The sequence below is a fragment of the Aquiflexum sp. TKW24L genome, assembly GCF_023502205.1.
Taxonomy (GTDB): domain Bacteria; phylum Bacteroidota; class Bacteroidia; order Cytophagales; family Cyclobacteriaceae; genus Cognataquiflexum.
Genome location: NZ_JAMFLG010000052.1, coordinates 1 through 23,101, shown reverse-complemented (window position 1 = coordinate 23,101; position 23,101 = coordinate 1). Strand labels below are relative to the sequence as shown.

19 protein-coding genes are annotated in these 23,101 nt (G+C 36.3%); 5 read left to right on the top strand and 14 right to left on the bottom strand.

Annotation, left to right across the window (positions count from 1 at the left end; translation table 11 throughout):
- Positions 1-807: 807 nt before the first annotated feature.
- Positions 808-1,020 carry a hypothetical protein gene (locus tag M3O96_RS20455; RefSeq protein WP_249724027.1) on the bottom strand — a complete coding sequence of 71 codons (213 nt, stop codon included), beginning with the start codon at positions 1,018-1,020 and terminating at the stop codon, positions 808-810.
- A 6-nt stretch (positions 1,021-1,026) separates the two neighbouring features.
- Positions 1,027-2,436 (bottom strand): hypothetical protein, encoded by a 1,410-nt coding sequence (locus M3O96_RS20450; RefSeq protein WP_249724026.1) that lies wholly within the window; start codon positions 2,434-2,436, stop codon positions 1,027-1,029.
- Positions 2,437-2,733: 297 nt separating this feature from the next.
- On the opposite strand from M3O96_RS20450, the gene M3O96_RS20445 reads away from it, so the two are divergent.
- Together M3O96_RS20445 and M3O96_RS20440 are read left to right on the top strand one after the other, a co-directional pair.
- Positions 2,734-3,843, top strand: a complete 1,110-nt coding sequence (locus M3O96_RS20445) for a hypothetical protein (RefSeq protein WP_249724025.1) — start codon at positions 2,734-2,736, stop codon at positions 3,841-3,843.
- A gap of 192 nt (positions 3,844-4,035) precedes the next feature.
- Entirely contained in the window at positions 4,036-4,521 is a 486-nt protein-coding gene (locus M3O96_RS20440; protein WP_249724024.1) for a DUF4231 domain-containing protein, read from the top strand.
- Between the two features lie 113 nt (positions 4,522-4,634).
- Here the strand turns inward: M3O96_RS20440 and M3O96_RS20435 are convergent, their stop codons facing one another.
- The 11 genes from M3O96_RS20435 to M3O96_RS20385 form a co-directional block, all read right to left on the bottom strand.
- Positions 4,635-5,129, bottom strand: coding sequence for a hypothetical protein (locus tag M3O96_RS20435; protein ID WP_249724023.1), 495 nt, complete (start codon positions 5,127-5,129; stop codon positions 4,635-4,637).
- A gap of 4 nt (positions 5,130-5,133) precedes the next feature.
- A complete protein-coding gene (locus M3O96_RS20430) occupies positions 5,134-6,621 on the bottom strand; it encodes an HsdM family class I SAM-dependent methyltransferase (RefSeq protein WP_249724022.1) in 1,488 nt (495 codons plus the stop codon).
- A gap of 214 nt (positions 6,622-6,835) precedes the next feature.
- Positions 6,836-8,233 (bottom strand): RNA/DNA-binding domain-containing protein, encoded by a 1,398-nt coding sequence (locus M3O96_RS20425; protein WP_249724020.1) that lies wholly within the window; start codon positions 8,231-8,233, stop codon positions 6,836-6,838.
- Positions 8,230-8,844, bottom strand: coding sequence for a DUF4062 domain-containing protein (locus M3O96_RS20420; RefSeq protein WP_249724018.1), 615 nt, complete (start codon positions 8,842-8,844; stop codon positions 8,230-8,232). Before M3O96_RS20420 ends, M3O96_RS20425 begins: the two co-directional genes overlap by 4 nt.
- 149 nt (positions 8,845-8,993) lie before the next feature.
- Positions 8,994-11,126, bottom strand: a complete 2,133-nt coding sequence (locus tag M3O96_RS20415; RefSeq protein WP_249724016.1) for a GmrSD restriction endonuclease domain-containing protein — start codon at positions 11,124-11,126, stop codon at positions 8,994-8,996.
- Positions 11,127-11,138: 12 nt separating this feature from the next.
- Positions 11,139-12,383, bottom strand: coding sequence for a restriction endonuclease subunit S (locus tag M3O96_RS20410; protein ID WP_249724014.1), 1,245 nt, complete (start codon positions 12,381-12,383; stop codon positions 11,139-11,141).
- Positions 12,384-13,109: a DUF5131 family protein gene (locus tag M3O96_RS20405; protein WP_249724007.1), complete on the bottom strand. Its 726-nt coding sequence runs from the start codon at positions 13,107-13,109 to the stop codon at positions 12,384-12,386.
- Position 13,110: 1 nt separating this feature from the next.
- Positions 13,111-14,013 carry a three-Cys-motif partner protein TcmP gene (gene tcmP / locus M3O96_RS20400; protein WP_249724005.1) on the bottom strand — a complete coding sequence of 301 codons (903 nt, stop codon included), beginning with the start codon at positions 14,011-14,013 and terminating at the stop codon, positions 13,111-13,113.
- Positions 14,013-16,793: a type I restriction endonuclease subunit R gene (locus M3O96_RS20395; RefSeq protein WP_249724003.1), complete on the bottom strand. Its 2,781-nt coding sequence runs from the start codon at positions 16,791-16,793 to the stop codon at positions 14,013-14,015. The genes tcmP and M3O96_RS20395 overlap by 1 nt, the downstream gene beginning before the upstream one ends.
- Positions 16,794-17,078: 285 nt before the next feature.
- Positions 17,079-17,798, bottom strand: a complete 720-nt coding sequence (locus M3O96_RS20390) for a hypothetical protein (RefSeq protein ID WP_249723995.1) — start codon at positions 17,796-17,798, stop codon at positions 17,079-17,081.
- A 176-nt stretch (positions 17,799-17,974) separates the two neighbouring features.
- Entirely contained in the window at positions 17,975-18,559 is a 585-nt protein-coding gene (locus M3O96_RS20385) for a hypothetical protein (protein WP_249723993.1), read from the bottom strand.
- Positions 18,560-18,777: 218 nt separating this feature from the next.
- On the opposite strand from M3O96_RS20385, the gene M3O96_RS20380 reads away from it, so the two are divergent.
- Together M3O96_RS20380 and M3O96_RS20375 are read left to right on the top strand one after the other, a co-directional pair.
- Positions 18,778-19,674 carry a hypothetical protein gene (locus M3O96_RS20380; RefSeq protein ID WP_249723991.1) on the top strand — a complete coding sequence of 299 codons (897 nt, stop codon included), beginning with the start codon at positions 18,778-18,780 and terminating at the stop codon, positions 19,672-19,674.
- 16 nt (positions 19,675-19,690) lie between these two features.
- Complete coding sequence (locus tag M3O96_RS20375; RefSeq protein ID WP_249723989.1) at positions 19,691-20,038, top strand: hypothetical protein; 348 nt, start codon at positions 19,691-19,693, stop codon at positions 20,036-20,038.
- A 177-nt stretch (positions 20,039-20,215) separates the two neighbouring features.
- Here M3O96_RS20375 and M3O96_RS20370 read toward each other — a convergent pair whose 3' ends face one another.
- On the bottom strand, positions 20,216-20,800 hold the full coding sequence (locus M3O96_RS20370; RefSeq protein ID WP_249723987.1) for a hypothetical protein: 585 nt from the start codon (positions 20,798-20,800) through the stop codon (positions 20,216-20,218).
- 480 nt (positions 20,801-21,280) lie between these two features.
- Between M3O96_RS20370 and M3O96_RS20365 the strand changes: the two genes are divergently transcribed.
- A complete protein-coding gene (locus M3O96_RS20365) occupies positions 21,281-21,847 on the top strand; it encodes a cyclic nucleotide-binding domain-containing protein (protein WP_249723985.1) in 567 nt (188 codons plus the stop codon).
- Positions 21,848-23,101: the final 1,254 nt, after the last annotated feature.

The following is a 23,101-nucleotide window of genomic DNA, read 5'->3' as shown; positions in this document are numbered from 1 at the left end:
ATAATTATCGGGATCGGTCACTAATCTCCCAAGAAAGAGAATTCTCATTACCGAAATGGTTGGAGCATCCTCCTCAAAACAAAAAACCCCCTTCAGGGGGCAGAGCAACAGCCCCGAAGTGGGCTCAATATTAATAACCCCGTGCAAGGTGCTACTTCACTTCTCATATTAAAACAAATTTCCATGCACCGCCGCTCGGGGATAAAATGACGGGTACCAAGGTTCCCGATAATTATCGGGATCGATCACGAATCCCCTAAGAATAAGAATCCTCATTACCGAAACGGTAGGAGAAACCTTCCAATTTTGTCCCCTTCGACCTTCAGCTCCATCGGAGCGAAATCTTGGTAGCCTGGGTAAGGTGCTTCTCTGATTTTCATACTTACACAAATCTCTATGCACCGCAGCCCATGGTAAAAGTTGGAGATAGAGCGTCCCGATAACTATCGGGATCGGTCACGAATTACCTAAGAATGAGAATCCTCATTACCGAAATGGTGAGAAACTCCTCCTGAAAATAAAAAACCCCCTTCAGGGGGCAGGGGGTAGACCAACAGCCCAATCGGGGCGAAATCTCCGTAGCCCCGGTGAAGGTTCTACGCAAAATACTTTACTCAAACAAATTTCCCTGCACCGCCGCCAGGGGATTTGAATAAGTAGGAGTTGGTATTTCGGTCACGATTCCCCTAGATTGAAAATCCCCAATACCGAATTTGTAGAATAAATCACCAATCCTTTTCAAATCAACTTGCCACAACGAGGGAAAAAATTACCAGCCCTGTTGCCAAATAAGTTTTACTGAGACATTTAACCTTTATGTTTGAGTGTATACATAATCTTTTGAGTTACAATCACATCAATGAAATGATTATCATTAGGTTGGTCCCTCCTATGATTTTCGCCATCCACATAAGCATCGTCTGCATTTTTCCGCTTAGGACCTACCCATTTATCTTCTCTGCATCTTGCTTGATATGAAATTAAAATACTTTCTAACGGAGTTGTTGCTTTCTTTGCCATAATTTATCATTTTTTTAATTTAAAATTAAATGGAAATGTGAACCTTAACCCAATTGTACTTCTATCAATTAATTTTAATTCAGAATTATTTCTATTATTAACATCAAATAAATCCACAAATAATTCTGCGTTTACAATATTTGTTGCTTCGCCTTTTTTAGGAATCCCCCACAAAAATCCTAAACCAAGATTAGTGTATGGATTTAATGAAGTACCAAAACTGTATTTTGGAAAAATGTGTAAAGCAGCTTGGTTATCTTTGAAGAGAAAATAAAAAAAATCACTAGTTAATGACCACCTATTTAAGTTTGATATGTATTCTCCCTGATAGGCCACATACTTGTTTACTATTTCCCGATCACCAGGGTTTGGACCAATATTTTTGGTTTCTTCAACATCTGTTTTTTTCAAAGAATTGAAATTATCATCTATTGAATAATTTATTCCACCAGATATAAATATTGAATTATTTTTAAATGGTGATAACTTAAAATAATTTATTTGAATGTTTACCTCATTCTTTAAAAAGTTTGTCTTCACGATTTGATTTTCGAATAATTCAGATGGTTGGATTATTCTAAATGAATTATTTGAAATTCCATATCCTAAAGAAATCCAAAAAATTGAAAACCCTTCAATTCTAAGCTCTTTTAATGCTTCTTTCTTTTTTTCCGTTGCATCATTTCCAACAATACTTGTTTGAGCAGCTTTACTCGGAATTTTTTCAATTTCAGATAATGTTTGTTTATTCTTATTCTCTAAAATCAATATTTCTAATAATAATTTTTCTTTCTTTAAAATTAATTCTTCTTTTTCAGTTGGACTTATTGATACTTTATAGAGACTATCAATTTTATCAATTAATTTTTTTTTATCTTTTATTTCCTCGTTTCTTTTAATAATTTCTTGATTCAAATTAATTTTTTCACCATCTGCATTAATTTCCAAATTCTTATTTTCCAATTCATAATTGATAGTCCTTATTTTTTTTCTAAAATTCAAAAAACTTTGGTGAGTATATGATATTGATTGCCATTTTCTTAAAGTAAACAGGTTATATTGAACATTTATTCCAACCTTAGAATTAAAATCGGAGTTAGAAAAAATTGGAAGGATTCCATTTGTACTTTTTCCAGAGGCTTTAATTCCCAATATAGAACCGTTATCAAAAATAACGTTTCCTGCCAAATTAACCTCTCCAAGAGCTAAATCAATTGTAGAAAAATTACCAATTATATTATTTGTTTGAGGTCCAATTAGGTTAGAAAATATATTATTCATTAAAGGCTTAATATCATTTTTAGACAATTTTTCATCTTTATTGTCTTTGTTAAGTATAGTTAACTCTTCATTCTGTCCAAACACATGGGTGCTTATGAAAAATATCAAAGCAAACATTTTTTTTGTCATTGCCATGGATTATTAATTTTAGAAATACTTGATTTATTCGAATCAGATTAAAAACTATTAAACGTAGAAATTCCTTTTCAAACAAAAAATACCCTGAATAGGGTATTTTAATTTCTTTTTTACTTATCTCCTTACAATGGCTCTTTAAAATGAATTTAATTTTTTCAATTTCTATCCAAGGATAAGTATTATTGTTAAATTTTATTTCGATTAATTTTTCTGTTATAAAAATCATTAAAAAAAATTGATGGATTTTGAACAATAATCAGTAACTTTTTTTGATGAAAATTAAAAAAATTATATATGAGATGGTCCATTAAAACTAATCAAAACCCTGACTATTCTAAAGGGCCTTCAATGAGAATGATGAATTGGTTATCAGGGATAATCCTATTTTTTGGTATTATAATTGTTTTATTTTTTGGAGTAAATTCCACAGGAAAAGCTATAATTTTTATTTGGATGCTAGCTTGTCTTCTATTTGGTGCTGCAATCGGTTTTTTATTTGGGATACCCAAAATTCTTCAAAATAACCAAACTCCTTTACCAAATGGATCAAATTCTACACCTGCTTACCAACAACAAGTTAATACTAATTTAACTGAAATTTCTGATTGGTTAACCAAAATTATAGTAGGTTTAGGGTTGGTCAACTTAATAAATCTTCCCCCATATTTATCTAAAGTAGCAAATGTTTTTGCTAAAGGTTTGTCTATGCCTTCTGGACCAACAATGGATTTTTCTTTGGCGTTTGCGTACGGCACAATAATTAGCTATACAATTCTTGGGTTTTTATTTGGATACATAACCACGCGTCTTTATCTCGCAGGAGCCTTCTCTGAGGCAGATCAAAGAGCACTTCGTATTATTGCACAAAAAACAGAAGATGCAGCAGGAGCTGCTAAAAGTGCTCTACAGAAAGCAGAATTTGCAATGTTAAAGCCATCAACCTTATCACATGAATCGAACGAAATTCCTGAAGAACAAATGAATGAATTGAGTATTTCATATGATAACATTAGAAGTTCTTGGGAACCTGGAAAAATGCGAACTACAAAAATGGCAGAGATAGTTAAAGAAATGATGGCATTAAGTAATTCTCTTCCGACCTTCGATGTATCTAAAGCATTAAAAGAAACAGATAATGGGAAAAGGTTAGCAGGGTATGCTTATTTATATGTGAAACCTGAATACAAATACATTGAAGAATTGGTAAATGCCTTTACTTTGGATCCTACACCTTTTGGCCAATATTGGGGTATACAAGCATTAGAAAAAGTATTAGACTTAATGCCTACACAGAAATTATCTCCTACAATTTTTAATAAATTAAAAACTTATTATGATAAATTAGCAAAAGGAAATGATAGAGAATATGAATTAAGAAGATTATTCCCTGAAATAAAGAAATAAAAAATTTAAACAATGATTAAAGGAATAGGAAACTAAAAAAGAGGCGTCCCACCCGGGTCTAGTCAAATGTTTGATGCTAGGACTGGGTAGAATTTGTAAATCCATCCTTTTATCATTTCCAAAATTCATTGGAGACCACTGTATAAATTGTAATTGAATTATAAAAATTCATATAATGATAACAGTCAAATCATGGAAAAAACAGATCCCTCTACTATTCAAATATTAAATCCCCGACTTTCAGAGGATGAAAAATTGGTCCAGATCAATATGGAATGGCAAAGGCTATTTGATCACTTTAGGAATAAGGCATCGAAAAGTAAAAGACAATTTTACTTTTATAAATATGAGAGTATCCTGCTGGCAGCAGTGACTACAATTGTTTTGTCTTTACAATCAATATATGATTCTAAATTCCCTGAATGGATCTTACCCGTGGTCAGTGCCGGAGCCACAGTTGCGGTAGCCTTTTTGGGTGCTTCAAGTTCTCAGAAGATTTGGATCAATTCCAGAACTACCGGACAACAACTGCAAACAGAAAAATTCTTATTTAACCAGCAAGCCGGTATTTATAAGGATTCCCAGACTAAAGAAAGTATCAGGCTGTTTTCCGAAAGACTGATTAAAATATGGAATGAAGGCCATGGAAAATGGGAGCAAACAGTAGGGAATGATTAGGGACAAGTTATGGAAACCAGGTGTGCCATATTTTTTTTTTGAGCAATCCTAACTTAATCCTTAGACTAACAACATGGAAGTGTGCTGTAAATGATTAGCCACAGGTTTCAGGATTATAGATTAAAACTATCATTTGTTTTTCGCTTCTTTCTTATGTTGTATAGCAGGAGCTCCGAATTTTTTCCAGTTACCCATTCTTCAAACTCCTTTCTACCGATTTCTATAGTAATACAAGACACAGAAAGATTTTCAATTATGTACTCATTTAACTTTTTCTCGATTTCAGGAATAAAAGAACTTCTTGAAGTTGCTTTTAGATAACCGTCTTCACTTGAAAAAAATTTTTCTCCCAATGCACGCCTTAAATTGTGGTTTTTTGTATTTAACAAATCCACCATTCTTCCATATAAACTTCCTGTTTCACCAACATATTTTAAATCATCATTCTCAAAAATGAAATAAACACCTGAAGAATATTTTTCAAATTGCTTTGCCCAAGCTCTTGTCAGATTTAAACTTCTCCGATTTTCCTTTTTAATAAGTTCCTCATATAGGGCTTTGAAGTAAGATTCTCTAGAGTTGAATTCAAATATATTTATCATTTCCATTTGATTATTTTTGATTCAATGCCGCTAAAATAGTCCTAAAACTCTCCAATCCCGCCTCAAGATTTTCAATGATGTCATTTGCCAAAACATCAGGATCGGGAAGGTTGTCAAGGTCTGCCAATGATTTGTCTTTGAGCCATGTAATATCCAGACTTGTTTTATCCCTTGCGATGATCTCCTCATAAGTAAATTTCCTCCATCGCCCTTCAGGATTGAATGCTACATCAAATGTCTCTTTTCTCTTGTTTCTGTTTTCTGGCCTGTAGCATTCAATAAAATCCCTCAAAACCTCAATGTTCAATGGATTTTTCTTTAAAGTATGGTGGATATTGGTCCTGTAATCATATACCCATATCTCCCTAGTCCATGGATCTTTACTCGCAGGTTTATTATCAAAAAATACCACATTTGCCTTAACGCCCTGTGCATAAAATATTCCCGTCGGCAACCTGAGAATGGTATGCAAATCAGTAGTCTCCAACAGTTTTTTGCGGACTGTCTCACCGGCACCACCTTCAAACAACACATTATCAGGAAGAACAACCGCCGCCAGTCCGGTCGTTTTGAGCATCGAACGGATATGTTGAACAAAATTCAGCTGCTTATTGCTTGTGGTCGCCCAAAAGTCCTGACGGTTATAGGTCAGATCGTCCTTCTCCTGTTCTCCCGCATCATTGGTGAAAGTCTGTGAACTCTTTTTGCCAAAAGGAGGATTAGCCAAGACATAATCATAAGTCATCGGTGATGCCGCAATCAATGCATCGGCGGGAGAAATAAAATTATCGCTTTCGATATCCCCGATATTATGTAAAAACAAATTCATCAGAGCCAACCTCCTCGTGCCGGCTACTATTTCATTCCCATAAAAAGTCTGCAACTTCAGAAACTTGTTTTGCTCTTTGTCAAGTTGGTTATGCTCGACAATATAATCATAGGCTGCCAAGAAGAACCCCCCAGTACCGCAACTTGGGTCAGCGATGGTTTTCATCGGCTTGGGCTGTACACATTCTACCATTGCCCGGATAAGAGGCCGAGGGGTAAAGTATTGCCCGGCACCGCTTTTTACATCTTGCGCATTTTGTTCCAGGAGTTTTTCATAAATATCTCCCTTGACATCAGCACCCATGACAAGCCATTGTTCACTGTCAATCATATCAATGATTTTGGCCAACATGGCAGGGTCTTGGATTTTGTTTTGGCTTTTGGTGAATATCTGCCCCAAAATCCCTTTGGCAGTACTTAACTCGCGGAGCAGCGTGGAATAATGGACTTCAAGTTCTGCCCCTTTTTTATTGGTCAGACTTTCCCAATTGTATTCAGATGGGATAGGCAATACCCTGTTATGGGGAGGTTTGGCATATTCATCTGCCATTTTCAAAAAAAGCAAATAGGTAAGCTGCTCCAAATAGTCTCCATATCCTACACCCACATCTCGAAGTGGATTACAAAAAGACCAAACTTTGGAAACTATAGAAGAGGTGTTATTGCTCATATTTTATTTTCAATTCGGCATTATCCGGCAATTGCCAATTATTGATTTTGTTGATTTTTATTTACTTAAGACTTATTTCTTATGCTATCCGGCAATTTCCGGCAATCAATTTTTAATAGAATAAAGTTTATTCGGCAATATCCGGCAATTATTCAAGACTCACTTTGAACTAGAATCCATGGGAATTTAGACCCAAACACTGATATTCATTATCTTATCCGGTATTATCCGGCAATTTTTTATTGGTTTTAGTGTACCTTGTTTGTGGACCATCACCGACTTTTTTAAGCCAACCTCCTTCAGTCAGTTTTTGAAGATCCATTCTAGCAGTGCGGTCTTTGATTTCTCCAAGAAAGAACTCTAAATAATCTTCACTAGAGTATGAATTATCCAGATTCATTCCAGAAAGAAAATGAATCATTCGTTCATTTACTTTAATTCCTTCTCGATTACTAAATAATGTGAGTGTTGTGTAGCCGCTTTGAAATGTCCATTCAGGTAATTTTAAGCCAGATTCATCAAATAATTTCTTTATTAATGACAAGCCCCTACCTAATTTTTCCATTTCACCACGTAGAAAAAACATGTGTGCAATTGTAGGATTTCTCAATACTGAATGATGCGATTCTATTCTATTTTTCTTGGAAATAATGTCAGAAGGAATTTCTCCCGAATTTATGATTTCGATTTTTTCCTTATGGATATTGATTGTTATTTCTCCTGACATATCTCCATAATCTCGATGAACCATTGCATTTACTATTGCTTCTCTCAATGCAAAAAACGGATATTTTTCACGATCAATTCTAGTAGTTCTATCTTGATGAAATTCACTTATGATAGGATTATTTTTCTTTAAGTAGTTAATCACTTTATTATAAGAAACAAACAGATTGTCCTCAATTATATCAGTATCATTAAATTGATCACCTGTAACACCTTCAGGCATATTGGTAATTCTGATTCTACATTGTGTAAAAAACTTAGTTGGTTCATTACCATATAAAATTACTGCTCCATTCTTAACAGCTGTATAGTCTATTAACTGAAAATAACTCAAAAAATCCTTTGGGTTTTCCGGCAATGATTTCGTTTTTCCCAGAATATTCGCTCTTTCTAAAGTGGAAATAATTTCACTTTCACTCAAATCCTCAAAAGTGGCATCAATGGTAGTAAGTTTTTCCCAACTTGAGGTAAACTGATTCGATGACCTTAAAATCAAACTTATATCATCAGGGTTAGCTTCTACGGTTTTACTTCTTTTTCGTGTATAGTACTTTTTATTGTAAGAATAAGGTTGTCTAGAGCCTTTTATTACATTAAACATCACAACAGATTTACCGCCTATTGGTTCCAATTGGGCATAAATTAGTGGTTGAGGAAAAATTCTTTCCAATGCATTCTTTTTTAATTCTTCAACGCTTTGATTTGTAATTTCAGGTAAGCCAATTACTTCATTTTTATTATGACCGACTATAATCCAACCACCTTCACTGTTTAAAAAGGCACAAATGGTTTTCAATATATCTTCCTCATCCCAAATTGCATCAAACACAAGTGAACTATTATCTTGTTGGTCAATGAGTTCTTTTATAAATGATTTTGCGCTCATATTCCTTTAGATTTATCAATTAGTTTTTGGATGCGTTCTGGGAATTTAAATTGACTTTCAAGATGCATTTTAATATCACCATATTGTATATATTCCTGCACCCAATTCCCGGTTCTTTTTGAAGCCGGTCTCTCTTTGTCCTTTATAGCTTCATTATACATTCTTATGCATCGGGTATCCATAACTCCACTTTTTTCAAACGATATTTGATCAAATTCTATTTTCTTGGCTGAAGAATCTTCAATGACAAATGATTCTTTGAATAAAGCCCTAGTAAATGCAACCCTATAATCAGCCAAAACAAATCTTGGAATTCCTCTTTTAAAGGCTGTTTCAAACTCATAATGTGTTATTGATTTACCTCCCTTATCCAAAACCCCAGATCCATAATCAGGTCTAATAAAACCCACGAAAACATCACAGGTATTAACCGCATCAATACAGTTGTCTAGATTGGATTGTGAACTGTCTAATAGAATTGTACCCATGTGTGACATGCATACTTCATATCCATAAGAGTCAAGTAATTCATATACTTGTTTAAGAATATACTCAAAATTGTAAACCGTTGAGGCCACAAATACTTTAATATGGTTACGTTGTGCTGCCATTTTAATCTATTTCTTCTATTTCAAATTCTACCAATTTCCCCTCAAACGCCTTCTTCAAGATACTCTGCCTTAACTTTAGAGTTAGAACCAAACTTGGCCATTGGTTTCCTTACTTCATGTGTTCTGGCTCTGTTTAAATTGGCTTTTCTCTATTTATCAAATCGTTTGGTTATAAATTCTGTTATCTCATGAAGGGAAACTTCTTGAGAAGAATTCCCACTTCTAACATAGAATTTCTGTGTTTTGTTACCATGGATATCAGTTAGCGAAGTGAACAAAGGCTTTAGACCCGGTTTAATTTCAACCATACAAATTTCTTTCTCTTCAATTTCATAAAATGATATTTTCAGGTTGTTGGTAGCAAAGTCAAGGCTATATTCCTTAATCACCAAATTCCGCAGATGTAGTTCAAATTTGTCTTTATCTCCATTGGTTAAGGTAGCAAAATCATGGTGCAAACCTTCGATACGACCTTCATCGTTTACGCCAATAATTAGAGTACCACCTTCTCCATTGCTAAAAGCTGCAATGGTTTTTAGGACAACTTCTTCTAACTTTTTATTTATTTGATTCAGTTTTAAATCCCAACGCAGTGTGGTTTTTAGCTCTAAGCTTGAATTTTCCCCCTGTTCTATCAATTCTTCCACACTCATTGTTAAGGCTTCGTCTGAGGTAGCTGAAATGCTCATAAGAAACTTATTTAATTGTGTTGCTAAAAGTTTTCGTCGGGTTTGTAAAAATTGCTCATAGTTATCTAATTCCCATAATCGAGTATCTGTGGGAATGGATTGCAATACCAGTGCCTTAGGAAAATTAAGTTGCACTTCGTTTAGATAGTCTTTAGCCTCTTTGTTCGACTTGGTTCTGTTAGCTGTTTTGGTCAATATTGCTCTATTGGTAATTTCTTGTGCTAAAGAATATTTATATCTGTTTTCCCATCCGTATCCATTCTTTTTTAGAATTGAAAAGGGGAAAATATGATCCCACTCTAAGGAGTATTTTTTACCCATATTCTTACGAAGACTCACTCCGGTCGTTAAGCACTTCGCATCGCGACTTTTTAAATACCAATTCATTAGAGCCCATAATGGATGCATTACACCGACACCAATAAATTCATCGGGAGTAATTTCTAATTTCCTCTCTGCTTCAATGATATTCAACAATTTATCGAAAGGATTATTTTCATTGGAAACAATGCCAATATCCTTATCTAGTTTTTGAGGTAATTGACTTATGTATCTATAACGGACCTGGGAATAGTAAAACCATTTAATTACTTTCTTAATTTCAGCATCGGTCATTTTTGTTTTTTTTTTTCTAAAGGCATAAACAATTATTGGGACTAAGGCATACACCGAATTGATTTCTTTGGTGTGGTCAATATAGGCCTGACTGCGTAAAATATTAAACACATAATCAAGGGTGTTACTTTCCAATTCGAGCCACGTTTCTTTTAATGGTTTGAGGTTTTCTTGCCCATGCAATTTCTCCATTTTAGAACCTACCTGATGCAAGCACCCGAGTAACACATACATGAAAAAATCAAGTTTAAAAACCCAACCTTCTTTCTCCAATTCAAATAGTTTCTCTTTAATCCGTTCTCTTGCATCCGGCCAATAGCCTGATATTTGAGCCAAAGCTAATTCTGCATCGGTAAGGTTGACACCACTCGCATTAACGATGTAAAAAATATCAATTGCTTCACGAATGTTGGCTTTAACGGGAATGGTTTGTTCTAAAAATTCTTTGTTCTGTATTTGCTGGATTTTGCTGATGTTGTCTAATATCAAAAATTGTGTTTCATCATCAATTTCCTGCTGCTCTTTTATGGCTTTTATTATTTGCAGGGCATTGGTTTCGTTTTTAAAAATCTTGGTAATGTCTATCCAAAAAGGATTGCCACTCATGATTGTTTTTTTGTAATACTCCAACTCTAGCGTTTTTATATTCACATACAATCCACGAACATCATTTATAATTTCATGTTCGGTATAGTAGGGTGGTATTTCGCCTTTGATTAGCAAATACAAGGTGGTAATACGCTGCTGACCATCTAAGATTAGTTTTACGGAACCTTTATTGTGATCGTACGTGTATTCGCCTTTAAGTTCGGGCGGACTGTTTGTTTCCCAAGTAAGCATAGTGCCTGTGGGATAATCACGAAGCATGGAACTGATTAGCTTTTTTGCATCGTCACGTTTCCAAACAAACTCTCTTTGAAAAGCAGGCACAAACAACTGATAGCCATCTATCTTATCTAAAATTTGATTGATTTTCATTAAATTCTTTGGTTAATTGTTTATTAATCTCCCCTCAAACGCTTTCTTCAATATACTCTGTCTCAACGTCTCTGCTTGAAGCAGACTTTGACTGATCGTTTCTTCTATTTTATCGCAAACAGTAATTTTGCTTTCTAATTCAGCAACGATAAGATTTTGTTCTTCAAGAGTGGTGAGAGGAATTTTTATATTCCTGAATCTTTGAAGGCTAATCTTTTTTTGGGCAACCCCTTTTGTAATTAATTCTAATTGTCTTTTTACCATTTGAGTTTGCAACACATAGAAAATATATTTTCGATTTGCTACTTTTTCATTTACAGTAAGTTTTAAGCAATCGGATGTAATTACAGCTTCAGCACTTGATTCTGGATAAATTGCACAGTCACCTGGTGGATCCCCCATTTTTGTAATTAGAATATCAAGGGGCTTAACAGAGTGAGGCATTAATTCTTTAAATTTTTCGGTAGAAATAAATTTCTGAACAAGACTAAAGTTCCTTCTGGTGATATTTTTCACAAAAATCAAGGGTACTCCAGTTGGTTTGTAATCAGAAACTTTCAGATTACTGCCAAAAGGTCCTATTCCGATACTGTATTTTTCCGGAGAAGCAATATCTGTAGGATTTACCCATTTCCACCCTTTGGGCAATTCCCCTTCTTCTACATCCTTATTAGTCAGTTTGCCCTCAAAAGCCCATTTCAACAAACTTTGCCTGTATACTTTTAATTGCTGTTGGGCGGTTTGTAGTTGTTGTTTTCCATTGTCTAATTCGCTAAGCAGTTCTTCTATTTTGGCTACTATGACTTGTTGTTCGGGGAGTGGGGGAAACGGGATTTCAGTTGCTTCAAATTTCCCCTTAGTAACGTGTACCATTCCTGAACCGTGGGCCTTTGAATATATTTCTGAGGTTATTTTCTCTAGGAAATAAAACAAGAATTTTTTATCTGATGTATCCCTTGGTATTACTTTAAAAATATGCTGGTTTAGCCATGCAGTATTTCCATTCCAAATAAAAACTCCAAGAGAAGCCGACCATGCATAAAGCAAATCACCTTTTTCTACTTTATACTTATCTTCAAATTGGTGATTAGTATAATTATAAGTTGCAGAATCCTTATTTAAATTTTGAATTCGAATTATTGGTTTTCCGGTTTTTTCCCATTCTGAAGGCTTAAATGCACGCCCATTTAGATAAACAGCTACTTCCCCCAATTTTTTTAACTTCCAATGACTTGGTATGACTTCTTCTTTTCTCATTTATAAGGTTTCAATTATTTCAGGCATTTCATCCCAAGTTCTACCATCTAATTCTCTTCCTGTTTTTTTCTTGTTTGTACCGCCCCATTGTTTGAAGAAGAAAGGAACATCAGCTTCATGGCATTGGTTTCTAATATCTGTTACCCACTCTTCTTTCATTGGCCTCGGTTTTCTTCCGCTTTCTCCTCCAACTATCACCCAATCAATTCCCTTCAAATTCATTCTAGGTATTGCACCAATTAAAGGTTCACAGGACAGGAATTTAACCCGCGCCTTGGTTTCCCTCAAAAAATCAATTCTGTTTGTAAAACGGCTGTTTTCAACAGAAACACCCATCCAGATATTATGGCTCCAATCCAACCAACCCTCGCTGTCATAATACCTAAGGATATCCGCACGCTTGGTAAGTACCTGAAAAACATGCTGCGGATTTTCTTTCATCACTTTAAAAACCTTCTGGATAAATTCAATCGGTACATCTTTATGGAATAAGTCACTCATAGAGTTGACAAACACCACTTTGGGTTTTTTCCAGGTATAGGGGGTGTTTAATTCATTTTCGTGGATGGATATTTCAAAATTATTTTTGTACTTCTCTACTCCCATGGCCTGAAGTCTACGGGACATAATTTCTGCATAACAAAACTTACAACCTTTTGAAATCTTGTCACACCCAGTGGTTGGATTCCAGGTCATCTCAGTCCATTCAATTGATGATTGTGCCATATCAAATTGGTTTAATAATATCTTTTGCGATTCTCACTGCACTTGGATTATTTGATGCAAATACGAAATGGAAAATTGTCGCCCCTGTAGAATTTTTTAGCTTTAATGGCTCCTCAGTGACATATTTCCAAATTTCATTTAATCTTTGGGAATATAGGGCAGCTATTTTTTCAATGGGTTTATAAACCTTTGAAATGGATTCTTCTTCATCGCCAAAGAGAGTTTGTTTGATCTCCTTTCTATAAAAATGCTCTTTTATCTTTGACTCAGGAAGTCCAAAAAAGCTTTCCAATTTTTGAATATTTTTTAATTCCCCTTTTCGATCCAATAACCTGTTGACAATAACTCCTGTTGGTATCAAAATCCATACATCAGAACGGGTATTTCTTAATTCTTCTATTGAAGACCAATCTATCTGCATTCCAAAAGGATCTAATAATACTAAAGCAGCGAACTTATCTGTATGAAGTGCTCTAGCCATTTCTTTAATCCATTTATTTGCGTCGCCCGGTCTATAACTTATACTTTTTCCTTCCGTCAGATTTAACCCTTCCAATTTTTCCTTTAGCTTCGAAAGCGAGCTTTGGTTTTTATCTATGAAATAATAGTAGTCAAAGCTAAGTCCATCCTTCAAATTCAGAATTCTTTCTGCAGCACCCTTATAAGTTCTTTCCTCATCTTCAGAAATTTTAAGCTGCTGATACAAATCTGTTTTTTCATCGCTTTCTTTAGATCCACTTCCTGCAAATCCATCAAAATAAATAGTTTTCCATTGTGGATATTTCTTCAAAATAGTTAAATATGACCAAACATACTTTGAAAAAGCATTAAGTTTTTTTTCAGTCCATGGACCTCCCCAACCTTCACTTGAGGGTTCGTTTACTATGTTCTTGTTCCAAGTCATCAGGCTGCCAAAGCTTCGTTTAATTCCTCGATAATTTTTTCATAATCTTCTTTGAACAGTTGGTAGAATTTGCCCAACCCACCGTTTCTATTGAATGGGTCAAGGTCAAAATCTTCTTTATCTATATGGAAGCTGCTGCTTACATAATCCTTGATCATCCGTAACCATTGCATCTGTTCCTCACTGAAGGCATTGTGCTGACCGGCATTTTTCTTAAAGATCCACTCCTGAAAGTTCCGATCCACAGTCTTGTCGTAAACGGTCAAAGTGGAATCCACTCCACTGACTTTTCGGATAAGGGAAACGATCGCAGTCAGTTCATTTCTTGGAGATCCGTTAGCCTGTTTCAAGACCTCATAAGCTTTCCAGACTACAAAAGGGGCTAGGGTAGGTTTATTAGTTTGGAGTTTTTCCAAAACTTCCTTTATCATGCTATAAGTCAGATCCCGTCTGCGGTAAGGTTGGTTGTAAAAAATCTGCAAAACCATCAATTCATCTTTGTTCGCAAGCATCCATTCCAAAAAGTTGGCAATGATTTCATTTGCTTTTTTGAGGTTGTCTTTGTCCCATCCTACACCTATCACTTCATCAGGATTTGCCAAATCAATTTTTTGTTCGTGGGCTTTTCGCACATTTTCAATATACTCGTTCAGTTCCCCTGTAAAAACCTTTGCAGCTTCATTTTGAATTTTTTCCAATTCGGTTTTGATAGCCTCTTCAATTTCCATGGGTGCTTCCCCCAACTTTTCATTTTTAATTCTAGCTTCTACGCTTTCTATCACATCAGGATTAAAAGCATTCAGCAGTTCCTTTACCACTTGAGAAACACTTTTACCATCGGCTTTTTCGGCAAATCCCTTTTTCTCTTTTTCGGTTATCTGTTTGTCCAATCTGGTCAGGCGATTTGCTAAAGAGGTGAACAATTCTTCATCTCTTGCACCAACCCCAACTGCTTGAAGCAAATCTTTGAGAGGAATCCCAGGCTTTTTTTCCAACGGCCTGCTTTCTGTCTTCAGACCTTTAGTCACTCCGATGGCATCTACGATTACAAAATGGTCCTTTGCAAACCTTGCTGTAGGGGTTACCATTTTCAGTTTCTCGATATCAATGGTTCGGGTGCCACGGCCTTTCATCTGCTCAAAGTAGTTTTTACTTTTTACATCCCGCATAAAGAGCAGGCATTCCAAGGGTTTGATATCCGTGCCGGTAGCCACCATATCCACGGTCACAGCAATGCGGGGGTGGTAATCATTTCGGAACTGTGATAATACCGTTTTTGGGTCCTCGCTTGCTTTGTAGGTGATCTTTTTGCAGAATTTATTTTCTTCGGCAAATTCGGCCCTGACAATGTCTATGATATCATTGGCATGGCTATCAGTCTTTGCAAAAATCAAGGTCTTGGGAACTTCAAAAGCTCCTTTGGCATCATACCTGTCTTTAAAGATATGGGGCAGGTTTTCTTTGAACGATCTGATGATGGTGCGGATTTGATTGGGATTGACCACATCTTTATCCAATTGCTGTTTGGAATAGACCTCATCCTCATCCTGCAGTTCCATCCGCTTCTTTCGGCTTAAGCGCTCCCTGTGCTCCACATATTCACCTTTCCATATGGTCCCGCCTTGCTGCGTTATCTTGGTGTCAATGATAAACACTTCATATCCCACATTCACCCCATCAGCCACGGCCATTTCATGGGAATATTCACTGACCAAGTTCTGGTCAAAATAGCCAATGGTCCTTTTGTCGGGAGTTGCTGTCAGGCCAATTTCGAAGGCATCATAATATTCCAAAACCTGTTTCCACAGGTTGTAGATACTCCGGTGGCATTCGTCAATGACGATAAAATCAAAAAACTCAATCGGCATTTTGGGATCATACTCGATAGGAGGGATCACTTTTGGAAGCCATTTGGATTCATGGGGGTTTTCTTCCTCTTCAGTTTCGTCCAGTTCCGTGCCTTTCAATATCGAATACAATCGCTGAATGGTACTGATGCAGACCTGACTGTCTGAAGCGATATAACTTGATTTAAGACGCTGTACACTGTACAATTCAGTAAATTTCCTGTTATCATCGTTGGGAACAAAAGACATAAATTCCTGCTCGGCCTGCTCACCAAGGTTTTTGGTATCTACCAGAAACAGCACCCGCTTGGCTTTGACATATTTCAACAAACGGTAAATGGCAGTAATTGCAGTAAAGGTTTTGCCTGACCCGGTTGCCATCTGAATCAAAGCCCGTGGACGGTTTTCTTTGAATGAGGCTTCTAATTTGGAAATCGCATTGATTTGACAATCTCTCAGACCATCGGTCTGCAAATCCGGTAAATCGAAAAACCTCGACCTCAGTGATTGGGGACTTTTCAACCACTCCTTTAATGTTGCAGGTCTGTGGAAGCTGAATATCTCTCTGGCCCTAGGCTTTGGGTCCGAAAAATCAGTGAACCTGGTAATTTCACCTGTACTGATATAGACAAAAGGTAAAGGTTCATTGTTCAGGTGCTTTAATTTGGCTTTGGCATATCCTTCAGATTGTTCCTCGTGGACTTGCATCCTATGAGCTTCTTCCTCTCTTTTTGCTTCAATGATGCCGCAAGGTTTCCCTTCTACAAACAATACATAGTCAGCCGGCCCCACATCAGTCAAATACTCCTTTAATGCAATTCCGAAGCCAGCTCTCAGGTTCATTTCTTTGATACCCTGAACAATCCAACCGCAAGCTTTCAATTGCCTGTCAATATTGTCTCGGGAGATTTGCTCTGGGTTTTGGTTGGTCATTTCAATAATAGGGCTTCATAAAAAAGGATTCTGCTAATTTAGTTGATTAATCCCATTTATTACTATCCCGTGATCAGGGTATTTTTGCTAAAATAAAATGGTTAACAAGGATCTTAAAAATTTGAGTAGTGAATCACCTGTTCCTTCTAACTCATTTAAATTAATCTTTCCACACCTCCAAAATCCTAATCGCACCGCCACCTTTAAGCAAATAATTCAGCCCATTGCTTTTTGGAAAAAATAGATACCTACCATCAGGGACACTGCCAATACCTTATTAATAATTTACATTTTAATTATGTCAATGTATTTTTCAATTTCCCTAAGTAATCGTTTATCAGAATCATAAATTGTTATAATTAGATTTCCGCCATCTTGTAATTTCTTAAATTCATGGTTTTCAAACCAATCAATTTTTTTGACCATTTCATTTATATATGGTTCTGAATTGGTCATTCCAAAATGTTCCCATATGTAGGTTTTTCTGGTCATTTCATTTTTGATAAAGAAATCTACATATTTGGTTTCATCCCATTTAGTTACAGGATGATCATAAAAAATAGTTAAGAAATCACATTGTAATAACCTTTCATAGATGATTTTTTCTTGTTTCGATCTAACCTTTTCACCGGAAGAGGTCGTAATATTTTTAGATTTTGAGTAGTAATTGTATTTGCTTTCGATATTTTGACTCTGTAATCCTTTGTTAGCTTCCTGATCTCGAAATGCTTTCCGAAAATGCCATTGATAAGAGCTTTTATCTGTTGTATCAACAGAGCAATTTGGAATAATTTGTTGCAAGACACCATCATCATGCTGCTTTCTTAAGAACCTGCCAAAATCTCTTCGATATTCAAATACCTGGGCCAGTTCCTGATCTTTTATAATAAGGTCATGTAAATCTGTAGACCGGATTTCCATAGGGGAGTGGGGATCTGCAAGATAGATGTCCAATAATTGTTTGATTTTCTTGAGGTATCTGAGATAATCTGGAATTTTGTTCATGATTTTGTCATCATTGAATCAAAATGTAGTTATCATTTTAATGAAATCAAAAATTCTTCATTTCGCTGATAGTTTTGTCTTAGGAAGTAAAACCTAAATAACATTGTAATAATGTTTTTTTTTAGATGAATATTAGGGGGTAAGACTTACCTTCTTGAAGTTAAAAATTCCCTCATTCAAACTTCAAAATCAATTTTCTCCCTTTCCCTCAATTTCTTCAAGACTATTTCCCGCAACTCGGTATTTGAAATTCTAAAAGGATGAAGAATCAGGGCTGCTTTTCGGATACATGCCTCGAATTCTTTCTTGGCTTTTGGGATTTTGGTAGCCACATTGTTAAACTGAAGTTCGTCAAGGGTATATCCTTGGTATTCCAGTTTCCAATAATCAATGGACTCAGGATTGGCCGGAAGCGGGATACTCCTCAGAATCCTGTCTGTTTCAAAAAAAGTGGTCTGCACCGGAACTGTCACCGTCCTTACCATCGCTTCTCCATCCGTGACCACGACTTTGAAGATTTTGTCTTGGGTCATGTCTACCAAGTCAAACCAATAAAGTGCCCTGACCACCAGCTTGCAGGATCCGGTAGTCAAAGCAGGCATTTCTTTGACAAATCCTTGCCCTACAAGTTGGATCTTTCCATCCAGGACAGTGATTTCTATAGAAGAGGTCAATTTCCATGTTTTGGAAACCTTCATAAGCTTTTGAATTTCCTCAAAAACCTTCTTGGCCTGTCTCGTATCGATTTCAAAAATTACCATATCCTCAATTTTTCATCAAATTAGGAAATTCTAATAAAGGAGTTAATTCCTTTGAACCCTTCCGACGCATATTGTCTCACAATCCGAATTTCTATCAAAGAAAAGATGAGGGCTAGCAAAAAATACCCGATTCACGGTATTTTTTTATCCCTGTTCTTTTCCTTCCTTGTGGAACAAAGTTCATAAACACCTTTCAACCTATCAACTTTAAAAAACCTTTGAGTACCGAACAAAATCAAGAAAATATTTTTTCCCCTCGATTTGACTGGAACTTCAGGATTGGAAATCAATTGATTCATTTAAGGGAATCTCTGGATAAAATAAACAATGATATTGAGGCACTAGATTTTGGGGAAATGAAATTCATGCCCCCTTTATTGGCAGTTCATTATGCCTCCCTTATTTTGGAGTCCAAAACCATAACCAATATTTCTGGCAGAAACTCTTACCTTGAGAGAATAAAATTTCCCCAATGTCTTTCCTCTGAAAATAATAATGAATGGGGACAAATTCTTGGAACTTATTCCTCAAAGACTTATCTCCCAATCATTAAATTTAGCACTAGTTCTTTGGAGGAAGGCTCATCAATTAGAGAGGCATTGCTCAATCATGTATTTGGTTCCATTCGTTCCATAGCATCATTACCGACAAATTATTATTCAGCAATTGCCTACCTTTTATCTGAATTAACCAACAATATTGTAGAACATTCTCGTCATGATTTTGGGTATCTTTCGTTTCAGTATTATCGAGACAATCAATTCATGGATATTTGTCTAGCTGATCGGGGAATTGGAGTATTGGGCTCATATCAAAATTATGTGGGCAGCAGGGATTTTAGTCATGTTACAGATCATCTTACTGCAGTTGACTCCGCCGTCAAAGGTCAATCTACTAAGCAAATTTCTGAGTCTCGGGGATATGGGATAGCCACCTCAAGAACGATTCTTACAAAAGGTATTGGAGGTACATTTGTATATTTAACAGGTAATGCCTTGCTAATCAATGAGGATTTGTCCAATTTTGGAACTGAGTTTAAAGGATCGATTGTTTTAATTAGAATTCCCATAGCAAATTTTAACCCTCAACTTAATTGGATAGACTTCGTGGAATAATTGTAAATGAATGAATATGAAAGATATTTTGAAAATTGATTTTAAGGGTCTCAATTCCATAAAATCTAGAGACATTGTGAAAGTAAATTTTAGCAAAATAGGTAGTCAAACTGCAATCCAGGTAGATTTCAAGAATATTGAATTTCTTTCAAGGGCAGCTGCCGACGAGTTGCTGTTTAATCAAAACCAAGTGGCATCAAAAGGTATCCCTGTTTCTTTCATCAACGTTAATTTGGAAGTCAACAAAATGCTTGAATTGGTAAGAACGTCTTACAGCAAAGAAAAACAAGCCAATTTCAGATTCGTCAAATGGTTGACGTTTGAAAATGAACAACAGTATGAAAAATATTTACTCCAATTTTAAATGTAAATAGGAAGTTAAAACCTCGGTTAATTCCGAGGTTTTTTTTTGTCAATTCTATTATTGGAAACTATTCTCCTCAATTTAATTTTTTAATTTATAATTAAATTTTATTGAATAGGGCAGGGGATTTACAAAAGATATACCGATCGTGTTGTTTTGACTAGATACCTTGCTTGTTTAGATTTCAAAATCAACTTTTTCTCTTTCTCTCAATTTTTGCAGCACTATTTCCCTCAACTCGGTATTTGAAATTCTAAAAGGATGAAGAATCAGGGCGGCTTTTCGAATACATGCCTCGAATTCTTTCTTGGCCTTGGGGATTTTGGTAGCCACATTGTTAAATTGGAGTTCGTCCACCGTGTACCCTTGGTATTCCAGTTTCCAATAGTCAATGGACTCAGGATTGGCAGGAAGAGGGATACTTCTCAGAATCTTGTCTGTTTCAAAAAAAGCGGTTTGCACGGGAACAGTCACCGTCCTCACCATGGCTTCTCCATCAGTGACGACCACTTTGAAGATTTTGTCTTGGGTCATATCTACCAAGTCAAACCAATAAAGCGCCCTGACCACCATCTTGCAGGTACCGGTAGTCAATGCATCCAATTCCTTGACAAATCCTTGCCCCACCAATTGGATCTTTCCATCCAGGACAGTGATTTCAATCGAAGAAGTCAATTTCCATGTTTTGGAGACACGCATCAGATTTTTAATTTCCAAAAAAACCTTCTTGGCCTCTTTGGTATCGATTTCAAAAATTACCATATCCTCAATTTTTCATCAAATTAGGAAATTCTAATGAAGGAGTTAATTTTTAAGGACTCCTCCGACGCATATTGTCTTAGAATCCGAATTAATTTGGGATCGGGGAGGACGGTGAAGAAAAGAGCCTCTCTAATTTGCTGGCCTTCTAATAATTGGAGGGTGTTTTGGTTTTAAACTGCTCACATAGCAAAAAGAAAACATACCCAGTATTGGTGAATTTTGTCATTTTGCCTTAAATATTTACTGCCAAATGGCAGAATTTCAGGTATTAATGTAAAAAATAGGTAAATAAATTTGCTGGTTTCATAAAGATCTGCTTACCTTAACTATCATGATAAGAGTAACGTCTCCATGAAAATGGAATTGGGTATGGAAATCTTCATCCACAAGCTGAACCTGGATTTCCATAGCGTACATGGTCGTTTGAAATTCAGACGAACCTGAGCAAGTTGAGTTTGAGTATTTTTTAAAAACAACTTTATGGAATCAAAGAAAATAGAGAAAGGGACCATTATCTCGCAGGTACCCATTCCATTCGAAGAATACAGTGACTTATTGCCCTATTTCAATATTAAGGCATACCCTAAAAATGAAATACTCAAGGGCTTTCATGAAGTCGAAGTACTAAGAAGATACCTCATTTCAGGTACTTTGGCCTTATTTGAAAGCCAGGGAAAGAAATCCAAATGCAGACGGATTTTCAGTAAATCGACCCTAGTCTGTGATTTTGAATCCTACACCCAGGAGCGCCTGACCAACTATGCCATCCACGCATACACTGACTGCTTGGTCTGCGAAATCCCCAAAGAGATAGAGCTAAAGATTTTGGATTGCCCTCAATCCTTGATCAAATTGGTCTTAAGGCTGAGCCATCAGGTGGTATTACAAAATCTCGAATGGAGCAGCATCTTTTGGCTGCCGCCCGAGGAACGGTACCGACGCTTACCGCAGATCTGCCCTGACTTTGCTTTGATCAAAATCAAAGACATCTGCGGCATCCTCAACCTACCCGAAAGAACCCTCCACCGGCTCCGCGAAAAAAGCTAAACACCCCACCTTTCTTCATTCCAACCCTGTTTTCCCTTTCCATCTCCAGATGGCCCGATACCCCCATGCCTTTTTAAAAAATTCCCACTATCCACTAACCAAATAACTACTAACCTTTTACCTCTAACCACTAACCAAATACTTGTACTGAGCGCAGTCGAAGTAACCACTAACCTTTTACCTCTAACCTTTTACCTCTAACCACTAACCAAATAACCACTAACCAAATACTTGTACTGAGCGCAGTCGAAGTAACCACTAACCTTTTACCTCTAACCTTTTACCTCTAACCACTAACCACTAACCAAATACTTGTACTGAGCGCAGTCGAAGTAACCACTAACCTTTTACCTCTAACCTTTTACCTCTAACCATTAACCAAAAAACCCAAATCCACCGATGCTCAAAAAGCGATGTGTCATATACCCGAAAGACGTCCAACTCATCACCGGCAAGAGTGAGAGGTATGGGCAAGACCTGTTGACCAAAATCCGGGAGGTGAACAACAAACAGCCACACCAGTTCATCACTGTCCAGGAGTTCTGCACCTTTTCCGGAATCCCGCTACATGAGGTTGAACCATTTCTTTGAATTTTTTAGAAACACGATGCAAGAGCCAAGAATCAAGTACCAAGTACCAAGAAGGCGCAGCAGATAGCCTGATAACAATTACAACAACTAGAACAATTACAACAAAATACACCCCTATGTTCTCTATGACTCTATGTGGTAAAAAAAAATCCCATCTGTGACCATCCTTTAAATCTGTGGTAAAAAATTCCCTTCCCTGTTTTGGAGCAAAAAGACATAAGATGCAATACACAAGATCCAAGACTTGATTTCTCGACAACTTTGAGAACTTGATAACAAGATAACCATTACAACAATTACAACAACTAGAACAATTACAACCCTTTCAACAAGAAAACCCGACATCGCGAAGCAGACAACCAAAAAAGACACAAGATTCAAGACACAAGATCCAAGACTTGATTTCTCGATAACTTTCCCAACCTGACAACGCGAAGCAGACAACCGAAAAAGACACAAGATGCAAGACACAAGATCCAAGACTTGATTTCTCGACAACTTTGAGAACTTGATAACAAGATAACCATTACAACCACTACAACAATTACAACATTTTCCCCCTATGTTCTCTATGACCCTATGTGGTAAAAAATTCATATTGTTCCATCTGTGAAAATCCTTTAAATCTGTGGTAAAAAATTCCCTTCCCTGTTTTGACGCAAA